The organism is Streptomyces sp. NPDC021012 (genome assembly GCF_044333355.1).
Classification (GTDB): domain Bacteria; phylum Actinomycetota; class Actinomycetes; order Streptomycetales; family Streptomycetaceae; genus Streptomyces.
In genome coordinates this window covers 23,656-43,473 of sequence record NZ_JBIRQU010000002.1, presented here as the reverse complement: position 1 = coordinate 43,473, position 19,818 = coordinate 23,656, and the positions used below count along the sequence as shown (strand labels likewise).

Below are 19,818 nucleotides of genomic sequence, written 5' to 3'. Positions count from 1 at the left end.
GTGCGGGTCGGTGCCGGCCTCGGGTTGGTGGAGGAGCGGGCGTTGGGGCATGGCCCACGTTCCGGTCCTGTCGGCGTTGTCGTGTGAGTGCCAGCCGAGCCGTGCCCGCAGCAGGGAGGGCCGGCGCCGGGGATTTCGGCGCCGGCCTGTGGGGGTGGGTCAGCCGAGGCGGATCAGCCCGGCGGTGGCGGTGGCCGCTTCCAGGGCGGGGGTGCCGTTGTAGGTGGCGGTGTAGCCGAGGTGGAGGAGGACGGTGAGGACGGGGACGGGGCCGGTGCAGGTCGCGATGCCTGCTGTGTTGGTGAGGGCGCTGCACACGGTGGTGGTGCCGACCTTGAAGGTGATGGTGGCGCTGGGGACGGGCTTGCCGGTGGTGGTGTCGGTGAGGGTGGCCGACAGGTTGAGGTTGACGCTCAGCTGCCCGGGGGCGATCGAGAGCAGCACCGGCTGCGCGGTGAGCTTCGTGGTGTCCCGGGTGTAGGTGTAACGGTCGGCCGGGCCGGTGGTGCTGGTCCCGGAGGGGGTGGTGACGGTGACGTCGGTCTGCCCTGCCGCGGTGGCGGCGGGGGCTGTGGCGGTGATCCTCGTGTCACTGTCGACGGTGAACGAGGTGGCCGGGACGGCACCGAAGGCGACGGCGGTCGTGCCGGTGAAGCCGGTGCCGGTGAGGGTGACGGCGGTGCCGCCGGAGGCCGGGCCCTGAGCGGGGGTGACGGCGGTGATCGTGGGCGCGGGCCGCTGGTAGGTGTAGGTCCCGGCTGCGACGGTCCGGCCCTTGGCGGTCAGCGAGACGCCGACGGTGCCGGGCGCGTGGGCGGGGGCGGTCGCGGTGACGGTGGTGTCGTTGACCACGGTGACGCCACTGGCAGGGGTGCCGTCGAAGACGACGGCGGTGGTGCCGGTCAGGTGGCTGCCCGTCAGGGTGACGGTGGTGCCGCCCGTGGTCGGGCCGCGGTCCGGGGCGATGGCGTTGACGGCGGGTGGGACGACCTTGCCCATCGCCAGGCCCCAGGGGCGGGAACCGGTGGGGACGGTGGCGGTGACCGTGAGCGTCGCGGTGTCGATCACCGACATGGTGTTGACGAAGGTGTTGGTGGCGTACACACGGGTGCCGTCAGGGTCGGCCAGCACGCCGCTCGTTCCCCCGCCGGTCGGGACCGTGGCGACGACGGTGTTGGTCGCCGCGTCCACGACGGAGACGGAGTTGCCTCCCCGGTTGGCGACGTAGACGAACCCTCCGTCCGGTGCGACGGCCACGTTCTGCGGCAGGCTGCCGACGGGAACGGTCGCCGTGACGGTGGCGGTGGCGGTGTCGATCACCGACAGGCGGTTGTCGTTGTAGTCGGCGACGTAGACGTGAGCGCCGTCGGGGCTGACCGCCAGCCCGGCCGCGTTCCCCACGGGGACGGTGGCGGTGACGGTGTTGCTCGCGGTGTCGATCACCGACACCGTACTGCTGAAGTAGTTCCCTACGTAGAGTCGGCCGCCGTCCGGAGACAGGCCGAGGACGTCCGGGAAGTCGCCGGCCGGGATGGTGGCGGTGACCACCAGGGAGGACGTGTCGATCACGTCGACCCCGCTGGGGCTGTCCATGTGGACCACGTACGCCCGCCCTCCGTCCGGAGAGATGGCCACCGACTGGGGTGTGCGCCCCACCGGGACGGAGGCGGCGACGGAGTTGGTCGCGGTGTCGATCACCGACACCGTGTCGCTGGCGCTGTTGGCCACCCATGCCTGGGAGCCGTCCGGCGTGAGCGCCACGCCCGTCGGCGCGCTGCCGACCTCGATGGTGGCCACCGTCGACCCGGTCGCCGGGTCGACGGCGCTCACCGTCCCCGCACCGGCGTTGGAGATGTAGACCAGTTGCGTCGCCCCGGCCGCGTGCGCCGACCCGGCGGGAAGCACCGTGCCGACAGCACTGAGCAGCGCGGCGGCCAGCGCCGCGGCTGTGCCGCGCCATAAGCGGCGCGGTGCTCTGCCGCGTACGCGAGGCCTGTCGATCGTGAATGCCATGAGCTCCGCCTCTCGGAGGGGACTGACCAGATGTCTTCGTTTCGGGCTTCAACTCATGCTATTCACAGCTTTTTTGATGAATCATCACATGCTCCGTACCAATCGGATTGGCCCGCTGGTTGATCTTTTTTGATCAGTTTGGATCATCGCGCCGGGCGTACGACCCAGGGAACGGGCACTGCTGGCGGCCCGCCGAGCCGACCGGCACCTGGTCGCCCTCGCGGCCCCCCATCAGCGGACTGGCTGCTGGAGCTGCGGTGTGGCAGTGGGCCGGGCGACGGCTTGCTGATCATTTCCGAACGAGGTTCGGAGCCGTCCGTACTGGATCGTCGGATTCCCGGCGGGCCTCAGCCGAGGAGCCCGGCGGCTGTCTTCCCCAGCAGGGCCGCGTTGGCGGCCGTGTCGTGGCCGAGGGTGAGGGCCTGGTGGGGGAGGACCCCGAGTCGGTCGGCGAGACCGGAGGCGCCGCCGGTCAGGGGAAGCAGGCCGAACACGTCCGGGTAGCGGTCCTCCGTACCGGCCGTGAAGAAGTCCGCCTCGCCGAGACGGCGCGGCTCGACGATCAGCTGCGGTTCGTCGTCGGGCGTGATCCTGGGGAAGAGGAGGCCGGCGGCCCGGCCCTCGGTGGCCAGGGGCATGCCGAGCCAGGCGTCGAGCTGGTCGGGGAAGAACTGGGGCTTCATCTCCTTGCCGTTCGCCCGCCACAGCGGCTCGCGGCGGCCGGCCAGGAGTGCGTCGGTGACCCGCTGGTCCTGGGTGGGATGCATCGGCTCGCCGGCCCGAAGCCGGTCGGCCACCGGCTCGAAGAGGCCGAGGGCGTCGAGGAGTCCGAAGCCGCAGGCCGCGGCCGAAGGCCACGGGAGCACCCGTACGTGCCCGTGCCCGGTTCGGACGAAGACGCGGTCGTTGGCGAGCAGCCGCCAGCCGGTGCGCGCCAGGAGGAACGCGGTGGTGGTCTTGCCCGCGCCCTTGTCGCCGAGGGTCAGCAGGGTGGCGCCGTCGTCGCGGGTGACGGCGGAGGCATGCAGGATCTGCCAGCCGTCGACGAGCAGCATGCCCCGGACGATCTCGCGGGCCAGCCGGGCGGCGGCGGTGGCCACGGCGGTCTCGTCGTGGCCGGCGATCCGCAGGCGACGCAGGGCCGGATCCCAGCGGTACGCGAGCCGCTCGCCGCTCTGGACAGCCGTCACGCTGCCGCCCTCGTGGCGGATGTGCAGCATGGGCGAGCCCGCGTAGTCGGCCTCGTCGGGGTCGTGGGGAAGGACGGTCGCGGCGATGTCCTCGTACTCGTCCGAGTCGACGTCGGCGGAGACCAGGGCGCCGCTGATGGGGGGCTCGGCGGGCACGGCATTCCACCAGGAGCCGAAGTAGCGGGCCGCCCAGTCGGTCACGGTGGCCGAGCGGCTGGTGACGGTGACGGCCTGGCCGTCTGCGGTGGCGATGCGGGTGGCGGTACGGTCGGTCATCTGGCCGTGTCTCCTTCAACCGTGGTCTGTACGGCGGGATGTGCCGCTGCGTGTACGGCGATCTGGGCGTAGGCGGTACGGAGCTTGCCGACGGCCGTCCTGACCTCAGCCCTCCTCGGCCTGAAGCACGACCTGAGGGGCGGGCTCCTGGGGGGCGTCGGGGACCGGAGCAGGGAGGCCCGCGAGCCGGTGGGCCTTCGACAGGCGCTGACCGCGGCGCTCGCGGAACGGCAGGGGGGGACACCGCCGAGACCCGCCTCGCCGTGTTCGCCATCCTCCCCATCCTCGACCTGGAGCTGTACGAGGCCGAGATGCGGGGCTGTGCCGCCAAGCGTCGCGCATCGTCGCCGCAGGAGCTCACCTGACAACGGACCGGACCCTCTCTGCGCCGACGCGCGGGGCGACATGAAGTCTGCCCCCTCGGGCCCTGGTGGCGGCGGACCTACCACCGTTCGGATCACCTTCGTCGTCCGACCGAGACGGCACCACGGCGCTCGTGGTGAGTGCGGTGGTGAGGTCCCTCTCGCAGCGTGAGGCATCCGCCGGTCGCCAACCCCTTCCGAGGAGCCGCTGATGTCAGCCCCGTCCTTCCGAGGCCTCGACGAAGCCGTCGACAACCTGGTGGATGTCGCCGACCGGTTCCTCGTCGGGCAGGACCTGGACGGGATACGGCGTACGGACGCGACGTTCTGGCGGCCGGGGCGGCGGATCGTGATGAAGGATGTCGCGGGTCCGGTGCGCCGCGCGTCGTACCGGACCGGCTGGCACCGGCTCGTCACCCATGTCGTCTCGCTCGCCGCGCTCGCCACAGCCGCGGGCGGTGCCACGCTCCAGGGCAGGGGCCGTGAGCGACGGGAGCTGCTGGAGGAGTGGGTGGGTGCGGCCGCCGCACCAGGCGCTCGCCGGCCCGCTCGGCGTGTCCGAGTACGTCGACCCCCGTAGCTATCTTCACGTTCCCGTCGACTTCGCCGACGACGACGCCGAGAGCCGCGTCGACCTCCCGTCCCACCTGGCTTTCACCGGGACCAGGTCGCCGAGGTGATCCCGCAGAAGCTCGCCCTGCAGAACGCGTCGTTCTCCTGGCGCCCGGCCGGCCGCGACCCGCACCTCATCGTCAGGAAGAAGGACCGACCGCCGGCCTCGCTGGGTCTGGACGACCCGGGCGTACGTGACCTCCTGGCCTCCGCGCCGGAATTCGCACTCCTCATCGGCCTCGGCGCGGGACGTAAGACCGTCTCGGTCGACCTCGACCACGACTCGCCACACGTACTGATCTCGGTGGGCACGGGTGGCGGCAAGTCCACCATCCTGCGCACGATCGCCTGCCAGTTCCTCCGCAACGGCGCCCAGGCGCACATCCTCGACTTCAAGCGGATCAGCCACACCTGGGCCCGTGGCATTCCCGGGGTGCACTGCTGCCGGGACATCGCCGACATCCACGACGCCCTCATCGAGCTGGGTGCCGAGGGGCACCGGCGCATCCGGCTGGCCGAACAGTTCGGCGACGACGTCCTGGCCTCCGAGCCCGATCGGGTCGGCCCGCGCCAGGTGATCGTGCTCGAAGAGACCAACGCGACCATGGCCCAGCTGAAGCGTCAGCGGAGACAACCGGACCGTCGTCCCCGCGCGGGCTCCCTTCACCCATCAGCTGGTTGTCGGGCGCGGTCCCTGATGTCGATGGCGGCGCCGATGTCGGCGTGGGCGGCATGACCACATCGGGTGCAGGTGAAGGGGTCACGGGTGCGGCGACTCCTGGCACCGGCGTGCCCGCAGCGGTTGCAGGTCCGGAAGGTGTGGGCGGGATCGACCAGAGCCACGTGGGAGTACCGGGTCACCAACCGCCTGGTCACCAGGTGCTGGCTGGACGCCCGGCGAGCGGCCACCAGCTCATGGAGTCCGCTCCCCGCTCGCGCGGGGATGGCCCCGAACCACCGCCTGGGGGAGGGGTGTCAGTGGCCCCAGGTGACATCGTCCGCGTTCTGGTCCCCGTGGGGATCCGTGAGGAGCAGAGTCTGGTCCGGAGTGAGGGGAGCCGACTCGGCGACGACAGCGTGGTGCGGTTTCGTGGAGGTGTCCGCGGTGACCGAATGGGCCAGGCCCAGAGCGCCGACGGCGAGGAATGCTGCGGCGGTGGTCCTGATGATTCGAGTGGTGATCGCGGACATCGGCTTCCCCCTGGGACGGAACGATTGCGGATACTCTTCGGGACGCCTTCTCGGTTCCCCATGTCGGCCGGTTCCCCTGCCGATGCCTGTACTCTGCCGTGCCGTCAGAACGGGTGGAAGGGATTCTGGTTGGACGGATCATGCCGTGGCATAACCAGTCCACTCGCATCCGGAAGAGCCAGGCGGTCCCAGTACTGCGGCACCAGCACCGCACCGCAGGACACCACCGTGAATCCCTTCAGCTCGGGGTGAGCGGACAGCGCACGGCGACAGATGGCAAAGGCGCTGAGCTCCGCGACGGAGAGGGACGGTGCGGTGAGGTAGAGGCCCACGACCGGGCTGCCGTCGGCGTCGGAGTGGACACTGGCATGCTCCAGACCTTCCCCGTCACGGCTACAGCACATGAACAGGGGCACCGTCTCGGCGGACAGCGTTGCCCCGTCAGAGCCACGGAGTCGGGCATGCACGAGATACATGGGTTCCATCTTTGCCGCCACTTCCCTCGCTGCCCAGGGGCGTTGGAAGGACGGTTTATGACACGGCAGGAAGGGACCACGTGACTTCATGTTGAAACGTGTGGTTTCCTACCCGGGCACATGGCTCAGTACCGGGGGGTATCGACATGTTGGAACTGCTCGGGCTCGACACCGAGGCCGAACGCGTCTACCGGGCCCTGCTCGCTCACCCGGACGAGGGGGTGAGCGCACTCGCGCAGCGGCTCATGCTGTCCGAGAGCGACCTGCGAGGCTGCCTGGACCGGCTCAGCGCCTTGGCACTGATCCAGCCCGGAGCCCAGGAAGGCACGGGCTTCAGACCGCTGGACGCGGAGCGCGCCATGGAGCTGCTGCTCGCCCGCCAGCAGGCTGAACTCGCCGCCCACCAGCAGAAGGTGGAGGCCTCTCGGGCCGCTGCCGCCCAGCTCATCGCCGAGTGCTCCACGCTCCGGCCGTCCACCGCCTGCCCCGACGCCGAACGGCTGACCGGGCCGGCGGAAATACGCGACCGCCTGGCACGGCTGGCCGCCGACACGCAGCACGAGATCATGACGTTCGCGCCCGGCGGTGCCCACACCGCGGCCGACCTCGAGGCCAGCCGCGGCCCCAACGCCGCTCTACTGGACCGCGGCGTCACCATGCGCACCGTCTACCTCGACAGTGTCCGCAACCACAAGCCCACCCTGGAGCATGTGGACTGGCTCCACCGGCACGGCGGACAGGTCCGCACCGCCCCCACCCTGCCCGTACGAATGATCATCGCGGACCGACGCGAGGCCGTCCTGCCCCTCCACACCAGCGATGCCCACACCGGTGCGGTCGTCCTCACCGGTGAGGGCACCATCGCCGCCCTGTGCGCCCTGTTCGAGAGCATCTGGCAGAACGCCACCCCGCTGGGCACCATGGCGGATCGCGACGAGGACGGCTTGACCCGCCAGCACCGCGAGGCCCTCCACCTCCTGGTACAGGGCCTGACCGACGAGGCCATCGCCAAACGCCTCGGCGTATCGCCCCGTACCGCCCGCCGCATCGCCGCCGAACTCATGGAAGTCCTCGAAGCCCGCAGCCGCTTCCAGGCCGGCGCCCACGCCGTCCAGAACGGCTGGCTTCCCCCCACCCGCACCTACCGGTAGTTCGCCGAATCCGGCGGTAGAGGCCGAGGCATCCGCTGAACCAGCGAGTTTGCTGCCGCAGTTGGCTGACGTGCTGGTTGTCTCGGTTGATGTCTCTGATACTGGTGTGGCGGTTCATGCCCGTACGAGGTCCGATGTTCCCGCAAGACGTACGGGATGCGGCTGACTCAGTGAGTGGTGCCACAGCCGCTACGAACGCCGCCTGGCCGACATCTCTCTCGGGGACCGGCCGATGCGTATCGACTTGCCCGTACACCGTCTGTACTGCGAAAACGCGACGTGCCCGAAGGCGACCTTCGCAGAGCAGGTGACGGGGCCCACTGTGCGCTACCAGCGGCGCACACCGCCCTTGCAGCGCCTGGCGGAGGACGTCGGTGTGGTGCTGGCGGGCCGGGGCGGCCCTCGGATGCTGCGGATCCTGAGCGTCACGCTCTCGCGATGCACCGTCCTGTCCCAGCTGATGCGGGTTCCGCTCCCGCCGTTGGAGACACCTCGGGTGCTGGAGGTGGACGACTTCGCGCTCTACGACGACACCTACGGCACGATCCTGGTCGACGCCGTCACCCGGCTCCCGCTCACCCTCTGGGAGGGACGTGATGCGGAACGGCTCGGTCGCTGGCTCCACGAGCACCCGGGGTCGAGGTCGCGTGCCGCGACGGTTCCCTCACCTACCGGCAGGGCATCGCAGCCGGCACCCCGATGCTGCGCAGGTCAGCGACCGTTTCCACCTCTGGCAGGGCCTCTCCCGCCGCGTCCAGGACATCGCTTCCGCCCACCGCGGCTACTCGCCCGCAGCACTGCCCCCGGCCGGCGAGAGCGATCCCGCACCGGTCGAGGAGAACGCAGAGAACGCCGCGGCCGACACCCGGGCCGGACGCCATGCCCGCAGGCTCTTCGAGGCAGTCCAGGCCCTGACACGGACCGGCCGGAGCCACAGCTCCGTAGCCCGGGAACTCGGCCTGGACCGCCGCACGGTCAGCAAATACGCCCGGCCCCGCACCTGGCAGGAGGCGATGCGCCGACCGCCCCGGACCCCTACCTCGACTACCTGCAACAGCGCTGGGACACGGCCGTCGCACCCCTCCGGCGGGGCCTACCCCTGGACGAGCCACGCGAGCGGCCGCCCTCCCCCCGCCGCGAAGCCGCCCGCTGGATCACCACCTACCCGCGCCGCCGGAACCTGCACATCAACGACCACCTGCCGAGGCTCCTCGACCACATTCGTGTGTACGTGGCTGGGGAGAAAGGCTTGAGGAGGAAGCTCCGTGCTCCGGCAGGGGGCAGCGGAGCAGTCCGGCAGCACGTGCCGGTCCTCAGCCCGGTATGCCGGCGAGTTCCTTGCCGCGATCCCAGGTCAGTGAGCGGCGGAGCTGCGCGGGCAGGGTGGTGACAACGGCCGAGATAGCGTCCTTCATCGCCTCGGTGCCGTCACCACTTCTCAAACGCCAGGGCCCGCCTCACTGCGGCATGTCCCCGTGGAGGCGGTCACGATGCTGATCGTCCTCCAGGAGGGTGACCGTCGGTGCGATCCAAGTCTGTTGGGACGGGCGCCGGTCGCACTCGGGTGCCTCAAGTGGCGCCTCCCCCTCCCCTCGGATTGCGGTTGGCTTCCGGGTCGGCGCCGGCACGGCACCGCGCATGCATGCGTCGGCTCCGTCATCACGCTGCTCACCCGTCGCGGTCCGGGACTGATCCGGGCCCTGCGCCCACGCCCTGCACGAGGCGAAGGCTCAGGCGGAGCGTGCTGGTGGGCGGCGCTTCAGCGGAGGGCGACAGGGGCGCAGGCGGAACCTTCGGCGTCTTCGGACGCGGCTGGACGGGTTATGCCACTGCATGATCCGTCCAGCGTGAAACCCTTCCATCCGTTCTGGCCATCAGCCAGAGTAAAAGTGTCGGAAGGCCGGAACGGAAACAGCCGCCCCGGGGAGTTCATGAAAACGCCTCGGAACGAATCCGTATTGATTCCATTCAAGGGGTCCCGGTGTCCGCGTTTTTGCTCGGGCAGTCGACGATGCTCCTCGGCCGGGAAATTGTGTGAACGTTAAGGGGTGAACTCGGTGGGATTGACAGGCTTCGACTTGTATGCGCTCGCGCATCCGCAGTTCTATGAAGCGCCGGAATGTATTCAGGACGAAGCCAGGCGTTGGTCGGCTCTGGACATCGGCGCTGGCCGTCGCACCGAGGGTCGTGACGTGTGGGTGCGGGTGAGTTACGGAAACCCTCTCCCGGCCCAGGGCTGGAAGATCCATGTCTCTGCCACCGCCGACAATGCCGAGGCGGCGTTGCGGGCCGTCGCGGCCATTTGTGCCCGGCGGCAGACCGACTTCAAGTATCTGCGCAGCAGCACCCTCCTGAGCACCTTCAACTCCAAATATGCCCACCGGGGTTCGGCGGGGAAGTTCATCGCGATCTATCCCGCCGACGAAGCGGACCTGAAGGATCTCCTGGAGGAGCTGTCGACCGCGCTCCAGGGATTCACCGGACCTTACATCCTGTCCGATCTCCGCTGGAGCGACTCCAGTCCGGTCTTCATCCGGTACGGCGGCTTCGCGGAATTGTGGGTCGACGGTGACGACGGAAAGCGGGTCATGGCGATCACCGCCCCGGACGGAACGCTGGTTCCGGACCGACGGGCTCCCTTCTTCGAGGTCCCGGACTGGCTGGATGTTCCGGGGTTCGTCCAGGAGCGCATCGACGAGTTCAGCAGCGCCAGCCGTGTCGACATGCCCTACACGCAGATCGAGCCGCTGCACTTCTCCAACGGAGGCGGCGTATACCTGGCCACGGACCCGGACACCGGCGACAGGGTCGTCCTGAAGGAAGCGCGTCCGCTGGCCGGCACCGACGGCAAGGGTCAGGACGCCGTGACGCGGCTGCAGCGGGAGCACACCATGCTGCTCGCCCTGGCCGGCACCGGGTACGTGCCCAAGGTCTTCGGCTACCACGTGTTGTGGGAGCACCACTTCCTTGTACAGGAGTACATCGACGGCGACACGCTCACCTCTGCCGTCCTGACCCGGCATCCACTGCGCCGGACCGCGGCCTCGGACGAGGACATCCAGGACTATGCCGCATGGGCCGACGAGACGATCAGCAAGGTCGAGACCGCGCTGCACGCCGTGCACCGCGAGGGCATCGTGTTCGGCGACGTGCATCCCAACAACATCCTCGTGCGTCCCGACGGGCGGATCACCCTGATCGACCTCGAAGCGGCCCACACCGTGACCGGGGAGCGCACGGGTCTGCACGGCGCCCCCGGCTTCGCGGCGCCGCTCGGGACGAGCGGTGTGGCGATCGACGAGCACGCTCTGGCCGCGCTGCGCGTGCACACCTTCATGCCCCTGATGACGCTCGCGGCGCTGGATCCTGACAAGCCCGCCCAACTGGCCCGCTGGGCGGAGGACGTGTTCGGAGCGCCCGCCGGTGCAGCCGGTCAGGCCGCACGCCGGCTCGACCGACTGCACGACCGGACCCCGGCGCAGGCGCAGTCGTTGGAGCACGTCGCTCCAGCCGACCGGGCAAGGCTGATCGCTGCCGGCATCAACGCCTCGGCCACCCCTGATCGCAGCGACCGGCTGTTCCCCGGCGCTCCGGCCAGTACCACCCCCCACGGGGCGATCGATGTGCAGCACGGCGCGGCCGGGGTCCTGTACGCGCTGCACGCGGCCGGCCTGCCCATCGACGACACATGGACCAAGTGGCTGACGACGGCCGCGGTACGGCGGGCCGCCACCGCGCCGCTGGGACTGTTCGACGGGCTGCACGGGATCGCCACGGTGTTGGACCTGCTCGGCCGCCGCGATGAGGCGACCGACCTGCTCGCCCGCGCCGGCACCCGCGATCTGCCCTCGGGGCTCGACCTGCCCACCGGCCTGCCCGGCATCGGCATCTCCCTGCTGGGGTTCCACCTCCGCACCGGTGACCCCGCCTATCTGCGCCAGGCCGAACAAATAGCCGAACAGGTGGCCGGCTCGCTGGCCGGGCATCCCCTCGACAGCGCCGACCTGACCGGGGGCGTGGGTGGGGCGGCGCTCCTGCTGGCACGCATGCACCAGCACACCTCGGAGCACGCCTACCTGGAACAGGCCCGGCACGTACTCGTCGCCGCCACGAGTACGACACGCACCGGCGATGGCGAGAAGACGGGTCCGTCGTTGGCCACCGGCGCCGCCGGCGCCGGACTGGCCCTGGCCACGGTCCTGGCACACCAGCCCGACGACGAGCTGACCGCAGCCCTGGATCAGGCCCTTACCAGCGCTTGCCTGCCGCTGACGCTCACTCCCGGGCTCTTCGACGGAACGGCCGGGCAGCTGTACGCCCTGAGCGTGTGCGGCGACCCTCGGGCGTCCCGACTGGCACAGATCCTGTGGCGCTACGCCGTTCCCCACCAGGAGGCCGCCGCCATGCCCGGGGGCAATCTGATGCGGTTGTCCATGGACTTGGCCACGGGTGGAGCAGGTGCCCTGCTCGCGCTCGAAAGCCACCGCTCGGGCGTCGATCTCCTCGGCCCGCTCCTCGCCGCGTAGCAGCGCACGGCACCGTACATCACCGTACAGCGCCGCATTCTTCACTGGCTTCCGCTCACTGGCTTCCGATCAGTGGATTTCGCTCAATGGATTTCGCTCAATGATTTCCGCTCACCGAGCGCACCACTCCGAGTCGATTCCGCGCGGCCATGAGATCACAGACTTCCCAGACCGAACCCGGTCCGGGGCAACCCCACGAGCTGAGAAAGGAGAAACCGAATCATGGAGATCCTCAAGCTTCAGGCCATCGAGCTGCCGACCGAGGTCGTCGACGAGCCCGCCGTGGCCGCTCACACCAGCAGCACCGTGACGGTCACGACCGTCGTGACCATCCTCTGATGGAAACAGGAGAGACACACATGGAAATCCTCAAGCTCCAGGCGATGGACGCCAAGACGGAGACCGAGCCCGAGTACGGCCCCGGGACCGGCACCATCAGCACCGTCACCGTGACCACCATCTCCACCGTCCTCTGATCACAGAAAAGGAAACACATCATGGAAATCCTCAAGCTCCAGGCCATGGAAGCCAAGGTCGTCGTCGAGAACAAGCAGCTGCCCACCTCGATCACGCTGACGACGGTGACCACCACGTCGACCGCCATCTGATTCAGCGGGATCTGATGTGATCCGTGTGGGGGTCCGGCCTGCCGTACCGGCCGGCCGGACCTCCCACACAGTGGATCCGCGCAGCAGGGCGGAAGCAAACCGGCCCGCGCCACGCGCCGAAGTCGTTCATAACCGATCGGGAAGTCCGGACCGGGAATTCCAGATCGGGAATCTTATGAGTCGGGGACCACATCCATGAACGGGCAGAAGAGCTATTTCTCCGGCACACATCGCGTGTGCCCGCCGGAGCAGACGTGGGAGCGGATCGTGCCGCTGTTCCCCACCTTCGGCATCACCCGGATCGCCGACATCACCTGGCTGGACGACATCGGCATCCCGGTGTACCAGGCGATCCGCCCCAACGGCCGCTACCTGTCGGTCTACCAGGGCAAAGGGCTCGACACCGTGTCGGCGAAAGTGTCCGCCGCCATGGAGGCGATCGAACGCTGGCACGGCGAGCACCTGGACCTGCGCCCCGACCTGGTGGCCACCGCGCGGGAGATCGCCCCCGAGCTCGGCTACGGTCTGAACGAACTCACTCTGCATCGGCGCAACTGTCTGAACCCCGGCAGCCGCCTGGCGCTGCGCACGGCCCGGCGGCTCAGCGACGGTGGGACGTCCTTCGTGCCGGTGGACTGCCTCGACATCGACCTGCGGGTGGCGCGCCAGTGGCAGCCGCCGATGTTCCGGGCCACCACCAACGGACTGGCCAGCGGCAACACCGCCGACGAGGCGATCCTGCATGCTCTCTACGAAGTGATCGAACGCGACACCCTGGCCCGGCTCGAATCGGCCCCTTGGTCGACAGTCGCCCCCGACACCGTCGTCGGGCACAGCCGGGCCCTGCTCGACCACTACCGGGACGCCAAGATCAAGGTGCTGATCAGCATCCTGCCCTCGCCGCTGGGAATCCCGTGCTTCAGCGCGACGATCTGGAACGACAACTTCCCCGTTCCCCGCAACGGCTTCGGCTGCCACCTGGACAGTGATGTCGCGCTGTGCCGGGCCCTCACGGAAGCCGCGCAGGTCCGGGTCTCCTACATCGCCGGTTCCCGGGACGACCTGCAGGACCGCGAGTACCGCGACGTCCAGCGCGCCATCGCGAACCCGGCCGACGCCGCCATCTTCGAGCTGGCCGAAACCGCGGCCGCCGTCGATTTCACGACGATCCAGTCGCTGACCGTCCTCGACCTCCGACAGGAGATCGACGAGCTCGCCACGCGTGTCGTGGACGTCACCGGCCGGTCCCCGCTCGTCGTCGACCACACCCGTGACGACTTCGGGATCCCCGTTGTCCATGTGCTCTGCCCCGGCCTTGCCTTCCCCGTGTGAGGGAGATCCGTTCATGACTCAGCTCTATCTGTTCCTCGGCCCCACCCTCCCCGCCTTCGACGGCCCGGCGGACATCCGCGTCCTGCCTCCGATCGTCGCCGGCGACCTGCTGCGCCTGCCGTTGCGGGAGGGCGATGTCGTCGGGATCGTCGACGGCTACTTCCATCAGCAGTTGTCCGTCCGGCACAAAGAGATCCTCGCCGTCATGGACCGGGGGGTGCGCGTGCTCGGTTCCTCCAGCATGGGCGCTCTGCGGGCCGCCGAACTCGACGTGTTCGGCATGCACGGAGTGGGGCAGGTGTACGAGGACTACCGCGTCGGGCGGATCGACGGCGACGACGAGGTCGCGCTGCGGCACGGCCCGCCCGAGAGCGGCTACCGGGCGATGTCGGTGCCGCTGGTCAACATGCGGGAGACCTTCGCCGCCGCGCACAGGGACGGAATCTGCGACGAGGAGACCGCGGACCGGATCGTCGATGCCCTCCGCTCCCTTCCGTACGCCCAGCGCACCTACCGGCTGCTGCCCGCTCTGGCCGACGAGGCGGGTGTCTCGAAGCAGAAGCTGGCCGAGCTAGAGGCCTATTGCGTGCGCAACCCGGTGGACGTCAAACGGGCCGACGCCCTGGAACTCATCACGCGGATGCGGCAGCCCGAACAGGGACTGGATCGGAGGCCGGACCGGAGGCCGGCCGTCAACCGGACCCTGCACCTGGTCGAATGGGAACTCGCCGCCCGGGGACGCGCTCACATCGACCAGGCCATGTCCCCCTCCCCGGCTCCGGGAGACCTGGACGCGCTCCGGGTGCTGCAATTGTTCTCGGCCGACTATCCGGCGTTCCTCCACGAGGAACGACTGGCCTGGATCGCCGAAGAGTGCGCCGAACTGTGCGGAACCTCCAGCACCCGAACCGGACACACGGCGGCTGCCCTCGCACACAGCGGCCACCGCGGGATCTTCGACATCGACGGAGATCTCGGCTTCCTTGACGGCTGGCTCACCGCGAGCGAGCGATCGGAGTGCGCGCCGCAGGAGAAGTCACGGCTGTTCCTGGCCCGCAGTTTCCAGATCCGCCCTGGTGTCGCATGGGAAGAGCCCCTGCTCGACCGGCTGCAGCACACCCCGGGGTTCGCGCACGCCGCAGCCATCGCCCAGGCGTCCCATGAGGTGGAAACGGAGAGGGTCCGCCGGGACCCGACGTACTCGTCTGCCCACCTGTCGTTGGAACCGATCAGACAACTCCTGATCGCCCTGTGGGGAAGCACCGAACAGGATGCGGACATCCATGCGCTGGACCGCGGCTTCAGCTCCCTCCAGGAAGCGGCGGACGCGGCCCGCCCCTTCTATCTCATCGTCCACTGCGGTGCCGACCTCGGCGAGCTGTCCGACTTCTCGGTGAAGGAACCGTCGACGGCCTCGGCCGGTACGAGTCCGACGTCCGGCTGACCTCCGCGACCGGGCCGTCGGTGAGCGAGCCGGCGGACCGAAAATTTCCAGATCTCGGTTCTGACCATTCTGACCAGTCCGACCAGGGGGAAGAGTGCCCGATTCCAGGCCTCAGCGTGATGCCACGACGATTTTCGCGCCCATGGTGTTCAACGTCCTCGCCTTCCACGCGTTCGCCGCGGCGGTGGGCCTGGGACTGCCGGACGCCATCTCGGACGGCTCTTCGCGTACGAAGCGTACGAAGGAACTGGCCGCCGCCACCGGAGCGGACGAGGACTCGCTGCTGCGACTCCTTCGCACCCTCAGCGCTTTCGGGGTGGTGCACCGTGACGGCGAGGACACCTGGTCCTTGGCCGGCGCGGGTGAGCAACTCCGCGACAGCGCGCCCGAGGGACCCGCCGACTTCATACGGTTCTACGGCGACCCGCTCACCTGGCGTGCCTTCGGCGCGATGGAGGAAGCCGTCCGCACCGGAACAGCGGCGTTCGAGCAGATCGGCGGTGAGGCGTTCTACGAGTACCAGAAGAGGGACACCTCCTACGCCCGCTCCTTCAACGGCGCCATGCGGGCCGGCCAGGAACAGCTGCTGCCGCTCCTGGTGGACGGCTACGACTGGAGCGCCGTGCGGCACCTCGTCGACGTCGGAGGCGGCGACGGCAGCACGCTCGCCGCGATCGCCGCCGCCCACCCCGACCTGCGCGGGACGGTCATGGACACCGAGGACGTGGTCCGGTCGGTGTCCGGTGTCGTCCGTGAAACCGGCGTGTCCGAGCGCTGCACGGGAATTGCGGGAGACTTCCTGGCCGGGGTTCCGGCGGACGGTGACGCCTATCTCCTGAAGAACGTCCTGTTCGAATGGGACGACGCCTCGTGTGTCAAAATCCTGCGGAACTGCCGCGCATCGATGACCGAGAAGGGGCGGGTGCTCGTCGTCACGGCCCTCGTACCCGAATGGGACGCGGAAGACCCCGTCGGCCTGATGTTCGCGGCGATCAACGACATCCAGTTGATGTGCCTGGGAGCCGGAAGGGAACGCGGCGAAAAGGAGTACTCGAACCTGTTCTCGGCCTCCGGCCTTCGGCTCAACCGGATCATTCCCTTGCACCCCCTGCCGAACTACCACATCATCGAGGCAGTCCCCGCCTGAGCGGACGGGCCCACGTCCGGGCCGGTGTCTCCGCGGGGTCGAACGTCATGAAGAGGCCTCCCGTCCGTCTCCAGCGCCGCACGGCCTCGGCCGGTCGACTCCGGCCGTGGGCGGCGCGGGCGGCTCGGCGCGGTGGCCGCCCTCCGAGCCAGAACCCGAGTTCGGGCACCCGCCGCTGTCCCGCCGGGTACGTGTGCCGGTGTGCCCAGACTCCAGTGGCCGAGCGTCGTGGCCCGCGCCGCCGGCATCGTCACCCGCTACGACCAGGTCGGCGGCTACGCCTTCCGGCACTTCCACCATCGGCTCGTCGTCCGTTCCGGACCAGGCTCAGGGAGCAGGGTAGCTCGGGAGGGCCTTGGTGCACTTGTACCCCCAGTCGGCGGCCCAGTCCTGCATGGGGCCACCGGTGGCCTTTCCGACGATGCCGTCCACCTGAAGCGGCGGGGCGGCGACATACGCGTTCCACCACCTCTGGAAGGCGATGATGCCGTTGTAGGTGTCGGGGCCGAAGATCCCGTCCTCGGCGAGGATGTGGTACGGCGTGGGGGACTGGTTGATGGCGTGCTGGACACACTGCACACCGTCGTGGGTGTTGGCGTAGCCGTAGCCGATGTAGGGGGCGTACTGGTCTGCGCTCGCGCTGCCTGCCGCAGCGACGACGGCCAGCAGGGCGGCGGCGCCCACTGCGGCGATTCTCTTGGTGGTCTTCATCGAAGATGCTCCATCTCAACGGTCCTGCCGAACCTTCCGGGTCCGGCGAGACTCTTTCCGACAGCAGAGTGCGCCAGGTCTGTCTGGCCGGTACGGGAGAAAACCGCTGTATGCCGTCGGCCGCGCCATGTCGAGGGCGTGAGCGTTCCACCAGGCGCCGAGACGGAGCAGGTTCCCCGAAGCCGTCGACAAACGGCTCCCGTTCTCGCGTACAAAGCCAGACGGCGCCCCTCGCGATGTCTCATGGCTGGAAACATCGCGACATGACGCATCGTCCGAGCTGCTAGCTCACGGGCAGCTGCCGATGCTGCCCGCGAACGCCTCGGTGGCAGCGATGCTGGTCAGCACCAGCGAGGCAAGGGTGGCGGCGGCCAAGGTCAGTACACGGCGCATGTTCGTCCTCCCAGGTCTCAGGGGCAGTTGTTGATGCTGCCGGCGAATGCCTCGCCGGCAGCGATCAGCGGCAGTACGACGGCGACAGCAACGGTGACAAGACGACGGATCACCGGTCTCCTCCTCGACGTGAGGGCAGGTGGCCCGGCCCCCCGATCGGATTTCGTGAGCGGAGCCTATGCAGCATCGGACCGCGGCGGTGTGCATCGCGTGCAGCCCTTGCTGACAATGCGTGCAGCCGTAGCGCCGAAGCGGTTTCAAGGGCGGGACTGCCGGGCGGCCGTAGCACGATCTGGCCCAATCGATCAGACTGCACTCGGCCGGAGGCTGAGGCACCCGGCCGCAGACAGCACTGACGGGGGAGCGTCGATGGTGTGGCAGGGGATGACGGCGGCGGAAGTGCCGCCGCAGAACAGGTTCGAGTGGTTCGAGGAGGTCGTGTCCCATGTGCTGATGCCGACGGCGTTCCACGCGCAGGACGCCGACGGGTTCTACGCGCAGGGCGGGTTGCTGGACCTCGGTGCCGCCCAGCTGGCGAGGTTCACCTACGCCCCGCTGTGCTCGCGGCGGACCCCGGCGCTGATCCGCAGAGGAGACCCGGAGCAGTACCAACTCGGCTTGGTGACCAGTGGTTCCTCCTGGTTCGCGCAGCAGGGCGGGGAGGCGGAGCTGGGCGCCGGGGACATGGTGCTGTGGGACACCTCCCGCCCGTACGAGTCCGGCTCGGGGACGGACGGCCGCGGCGTCGAGGTGCTCGTCCTGCAGATCCCCAAGGCCCGGATGCCCCTGCCTTCGCAGCGGGTCGACGGTCTCCTCGGCCGACGCGTGCGAAGTGGCGCGGGTATGGCTGCGATCCTGGCCGGGTTCCTGATGGACCTCGCGGAGAAGGGCCCTGACTGCTCGCCCCACGAGCTGGGCGAGCTGGGGGAGATGGCGGTGAGCCTGACCGCCTCATGCCTGGCAGGCCAACTCGGCTCCGCCGTGAAGCAACCCGCGGAGTTGCGGTCCCACACCCTGCTCCGCCAGGTCAACGCCTTCATCGAACACCGTCTTGGGGACCCCGACCTGTCACCGCGCGTCATCGCCGACCATCACCACATCTCGCTGCGGAGCCTCTACGCCCTCTTCCAGGACGAACCCGAGGGAGTCGCCGCGATGATCCGCCGGCGGCGCCTCGAACGCTGCCGCGCCGACCTCGCCCGACCTGACCTGCGTCAGCAGCACATCCAGACCATTGCCGCCCGCTGGGGCTTCACCAGTACGACGGCCTTCAGCCGTACCTTCCGCACCGCGTACGACATCACCCCCCGCGACTACCGCGCCAACGCCCTGATACATGCCGACGCGGCCTGACCCTGACCAGCAAGAATGAGGAACACGCTGCCGTACGCGTACCTCGTGGGACTGTTTGCGCCAGGTTCCGGACAGGGGCCGGGCGGGGCGTGCACTACCGAGCCCCTGCCTCCGCCGCCCGGCGGACCAGCAGGGTCAGTCGGTCGGCCGTCGCCGAACCGGGCGCGACCGTGTAGGCGACGAGCAGCTGGTCCGGATCGCCGGGGAGCGCCAGCGTCTCGTAGCCGAACTCCAGCTCCCCGGCGACGGCATGCACCAGCCGCTTCACGCCGTAGGTCTTCTCCTTGACCTGGTGGTCCGCCCAGAGTCGCCGGAAGTTCTCGCTCTTCAAAGAGAGTTCGCCGAGCAGGGAGGACATCGCGGGGTCGTCCGGGTGCCTGCCGGCGTCCAGCCGCAGGTACGCCACCGTCTCGGCGGCCACCGCGGCCCAGTCGGGGTAGCAGACGGGTGCGGTCGGGTCGAGGAACACCTGGCGGGCCTGGTTGAGCTCGGAGGGTGACTTCCTGGAGAAGCCGGCGATGGCGTCGGCGAGCGCGTTCCACGCGAGGACGTCCATGCGTCGGCCCAAGACGAACGCCGGGGTGTCTGTCATGCCGTCCAGCAGCAGTTGCACCCCCGGACGTACGGCCTGCAGGCCGCGGGACGCAGCCCTGCGGGCGGCCTGCGCCGGGCGGATCAGGTCCCGCAGATGCGCCTGCTCGGTTCCGTCCAGCTCCAGCACGCGGCCGATCGCTTCCAGAACCGCTTCCGACACGTTCTGCCCGCGGCCCTGCTCCAGGCGGATGTAGTAGTCCACGCTCACCCCGGCGAGCTGCGCGACTTCTTCACGGCGGAGCCCCGGCACGCGACGCCGTCCGTGCGCGGGGAGCCCGACGTCCTCGGGCCGGATGCGGGCGCGACGCGACTGGAGGAAACCGCTGAGGTCGTTGTTCATGGTCCTGAGCCTAGAAGGGCGCGGGGGAGAGCAGGCGTTGAACCTGGTACTGGCAGACCCAGGAAAACCGCAGCCCTGGGTAACCGCTCCGGCCGCTCG

17 protein-coding genes are annotated in these 19,818 nt (G+C 69.4%); 10 read left to right on the top strand and 7 right to left on the bottom strand.

Going from position 1 to position 19,818, the window contains the following annotated elements:
• Positions 1-159: 159 nt before the first annotated feature.
• Both ACH4TP_RS05435 and ACH4TP_RS05430 read right to left on the bottom strand, forming a co-directional pair.
• On the bottom strand, positions 160-2,013 hold the full coding sequence (locus ACH4TP_RS05435) for an IPT/TIG domain-containing protein (RefSeq protein WP_398435859.1): 1,854 nt from the start codon (positions 2,011-2,013) through the stop codon (positions 160-162).
• A gap of 347 nt (positions 2,014-2,360) precedes the next feature.
• Positions 2,361-3,479, bottom strand: a complete 1,119-nt coding sequence (locus ACH4TP_RS05430) for a hypothetical protein (RefSeq protein WP_398435858.1) — start codon at positions 3,477-3,479, stop codon at positions 2,361-2,363.
• Between the two features lie 573 nt (positions 3,480-4,052).
• On the opposite strand from ACH4TP_RS05430, the gene ACH4TP_RS05425 reads away from it, so the two are divergent.
• Together ACH4TP_RS05425 and ACH4TP_RS05420 are read left to right on the top strand one after the other, a co-directional pair.
• Positions 4,053-4,421, top strand: a complete 369-nt coding sequence (locus tag ACH4TP_RS05425; RefSeq protein ID WP_398435856.1) for a hypothetical protein — start codon at positions 4,053-4,055, stop codon at positions 4,419-4,421.
• Positions 4,422-4,517: 96 nt separating this feature from the next.
• Positions 4,518-5,189, top strand: coding sequence for a hypothetical protein (locus tag ACH4TP_RS05420; protein WP_398435855.1), 672 nt, complete (start codon positions 4,518-4,520; stop codon positions 5,187-5,189).
• On the opposite strand, the gene ACH4TP_RS05415 is transcribed toward ACH4TP_RS05420, so the two are convergent.
• The 3 genes from ACH4TP_RS05415 to ACH4TP_RS05405 all read right to left on the bottom strand — a co-directional run bounded on the left by ACH4TP_RS05415 (position 5,117) and on the right by ACH4TP_RS05405 (position 6,120).
• Positions 5,117-5,296 (bottom strand): zinc ribbon domain-containing protein, encoded by a 180-nt coding sequence (locus ACH4TP_RS05415; RefSeq protein WP_398435853.1) that lies wholly within the window; start codon positions 5,294-5,296, stop codon positions 5,117-5,119. The genes ACH4TP_RS05420 and ACH4TP_RS05415 overlap by 73 nt on opposite strands.
• A 132-nt stretch (positions 5,297-5,428) precedes the next feature.
• Positions 5,429-5,644 (bottom strand): hypothetical protein, encoded by a 216-nt coding sequence (locus tag ACH4TP_RS05410; protein WP_398435851.1) that lies wholly within the window; start codon positions 5,642-5,644, stop codon positions 5,429-5,431.
• Between the two features lie 104 nt (positions 5,645-5,748).
• Positions 5,749-6,120 carry a hypothetical protein gene (locus ACH4TP_RS05405; protein WP_398180428.1) on the bottom strand — a complete coding sequence of 124 codons (372 nt, stop codon included), beginning with the start codon at positions 6,118-6,120 and terminating at the stop codon, positions 5,749-5,751.
• A gap of 146 nt (positions 6,121-6,266) precedes the next feature.
• Here ACH4TP_RS05405 and ACH4TP_RS05400 point away from each other — a divergent pair, with 146 nt between their 5' ends.
• The 7 genes from ACH4TP_RS05400 (at position 6,267) to ACH4TP_RS05370 (ending at position 16,328) form a co-directional block, all read left to right on the top strand.
• Entirely contained in the window at positions 6,267-7,271 is a 1,005-nt protein-coding gene (locus ACH4TP_RS05400) for a LuxR C-terminal-related transcriptional regulator (protein WP_398180431.1), read from the top strand.
• Positions 7,272-9,319: 2,048 nt separating this feature from the next.
• Positions 9,320-11,797, top strand: coding sequence for a class III lanthionine synthetase LanKC (lanKC, locus tag ACH4TP_RS05395; protein WP_398435849.1), 2,478 nt, complete (start codon positions 9,320-9,322; stop codon positions 11,795-11,797).
• A gap of 359 nt (positions 11,798-12,156) precedes the next feature.
• Entirely contained in the window at positions 12,157-12,273 is a 117-nt protein-coding gene (locus ACH4TP_RS05390) for a class III lanthipeptide (RefSeq protein WP_389236485.1), read from the top strand.
• A gap of 21 nt (positions 12,274-12,294) precedes the next feature.
• Positions 12,295-12,405, top strand: a complete 111-nt coding sequence (locus ACH4TP_RS05385; RefSeq protein ID WP_389236487.1) for a class III lanthipeptide — start codon at positions 12,295-12,297, stop codon at positions 12,403-12,405.
• A 195-nt stretch (positions 12,406-12,600) separates the two neighbouring features.
• Positions 12,601-13,737, top strand: a complete 1,137-nt coding sequence (locus ACH4TP_RS05380) for a YcaO-like family protein (RefSeq protein ID WP_398435847.1) — start codon at positions 12,601-12,603, stop codon at positions 13,735-13,737.
• A 13-nt stretch (positions 13,738-13,750) separates the two neighbouring features.
• Positions 13,751-15,181 (top strand): TfuA-like protein, encoded by a 1,431-nt coding sequence (locus ACH4TP_RS05375; RefSeq protein ID WP_398435845.1) that lies wholly within the window; start codon positions 13,751-13,753, stop codon positions 15,179-15,181.
• Positions 15,182-15,323: 142 nt separating this feature from the next.
• Complete coding sequence (locus ACH4TP_RS05370) at positions 15,324-16,328, top strand: methyltransferase (RefSeq protein WP_398435843.1); 1,005 nt, start codon at positions 15,324-15,326, stop codon at positions 16,326-16,328.
• 327 nt (positions 16,329-16,655) lie between these two features.
• On the opposite strand, the gene ACH4TP_RS05365 is transcribed toward ACH4TP_RS05370, so the two are convergent.
• Positions 16,656-17,039: a peptidoglycan-binding protein gene (locus tag ACH4TP_RS05365; protein ID WP_389236495.1), complete on the bottom strand. Its 384-nt coding sequence runs from the start codon at positions 17,037-17,039 to the stop codon at positions 16,656-16,658.
• Positions 17,040-17,801: 762 nt separating this feature from the next.
• Here ACH4TP_RS05365 and ACH4TP_RS05360 point away from each other — a divergent pair.
• Entirely contained in the window at positions 17,802-18,785 is a 984-nt protein-coding gene (locus tag ACH4TP_RS05360) for a helix-turn-helix domain-containing protein (protein ID WP_398435841.1), read from the top strand.
• A 94-nt stretch (positions 18,786-18,879) separates the two neighbouring features.
• On the opposite strand, the gene ACH4TP_RS05355 is transcribed toward ACH4TP_RS05360, so the two are convergent.
• On the bottom strand, positions 18,880-19,719 hold the full coding sequence (locus tag ACH4TP_RS05355; RefSeq protein ID WP_398435839.1) for a helix-turn-helix transcriptional regulator: 840 nt from the start codon (positions 19,717-19,719) through the stop codon (positions 18,880-18,882).
• Positions 19,720-19,818: the final 99 nt, after the last annotated feature.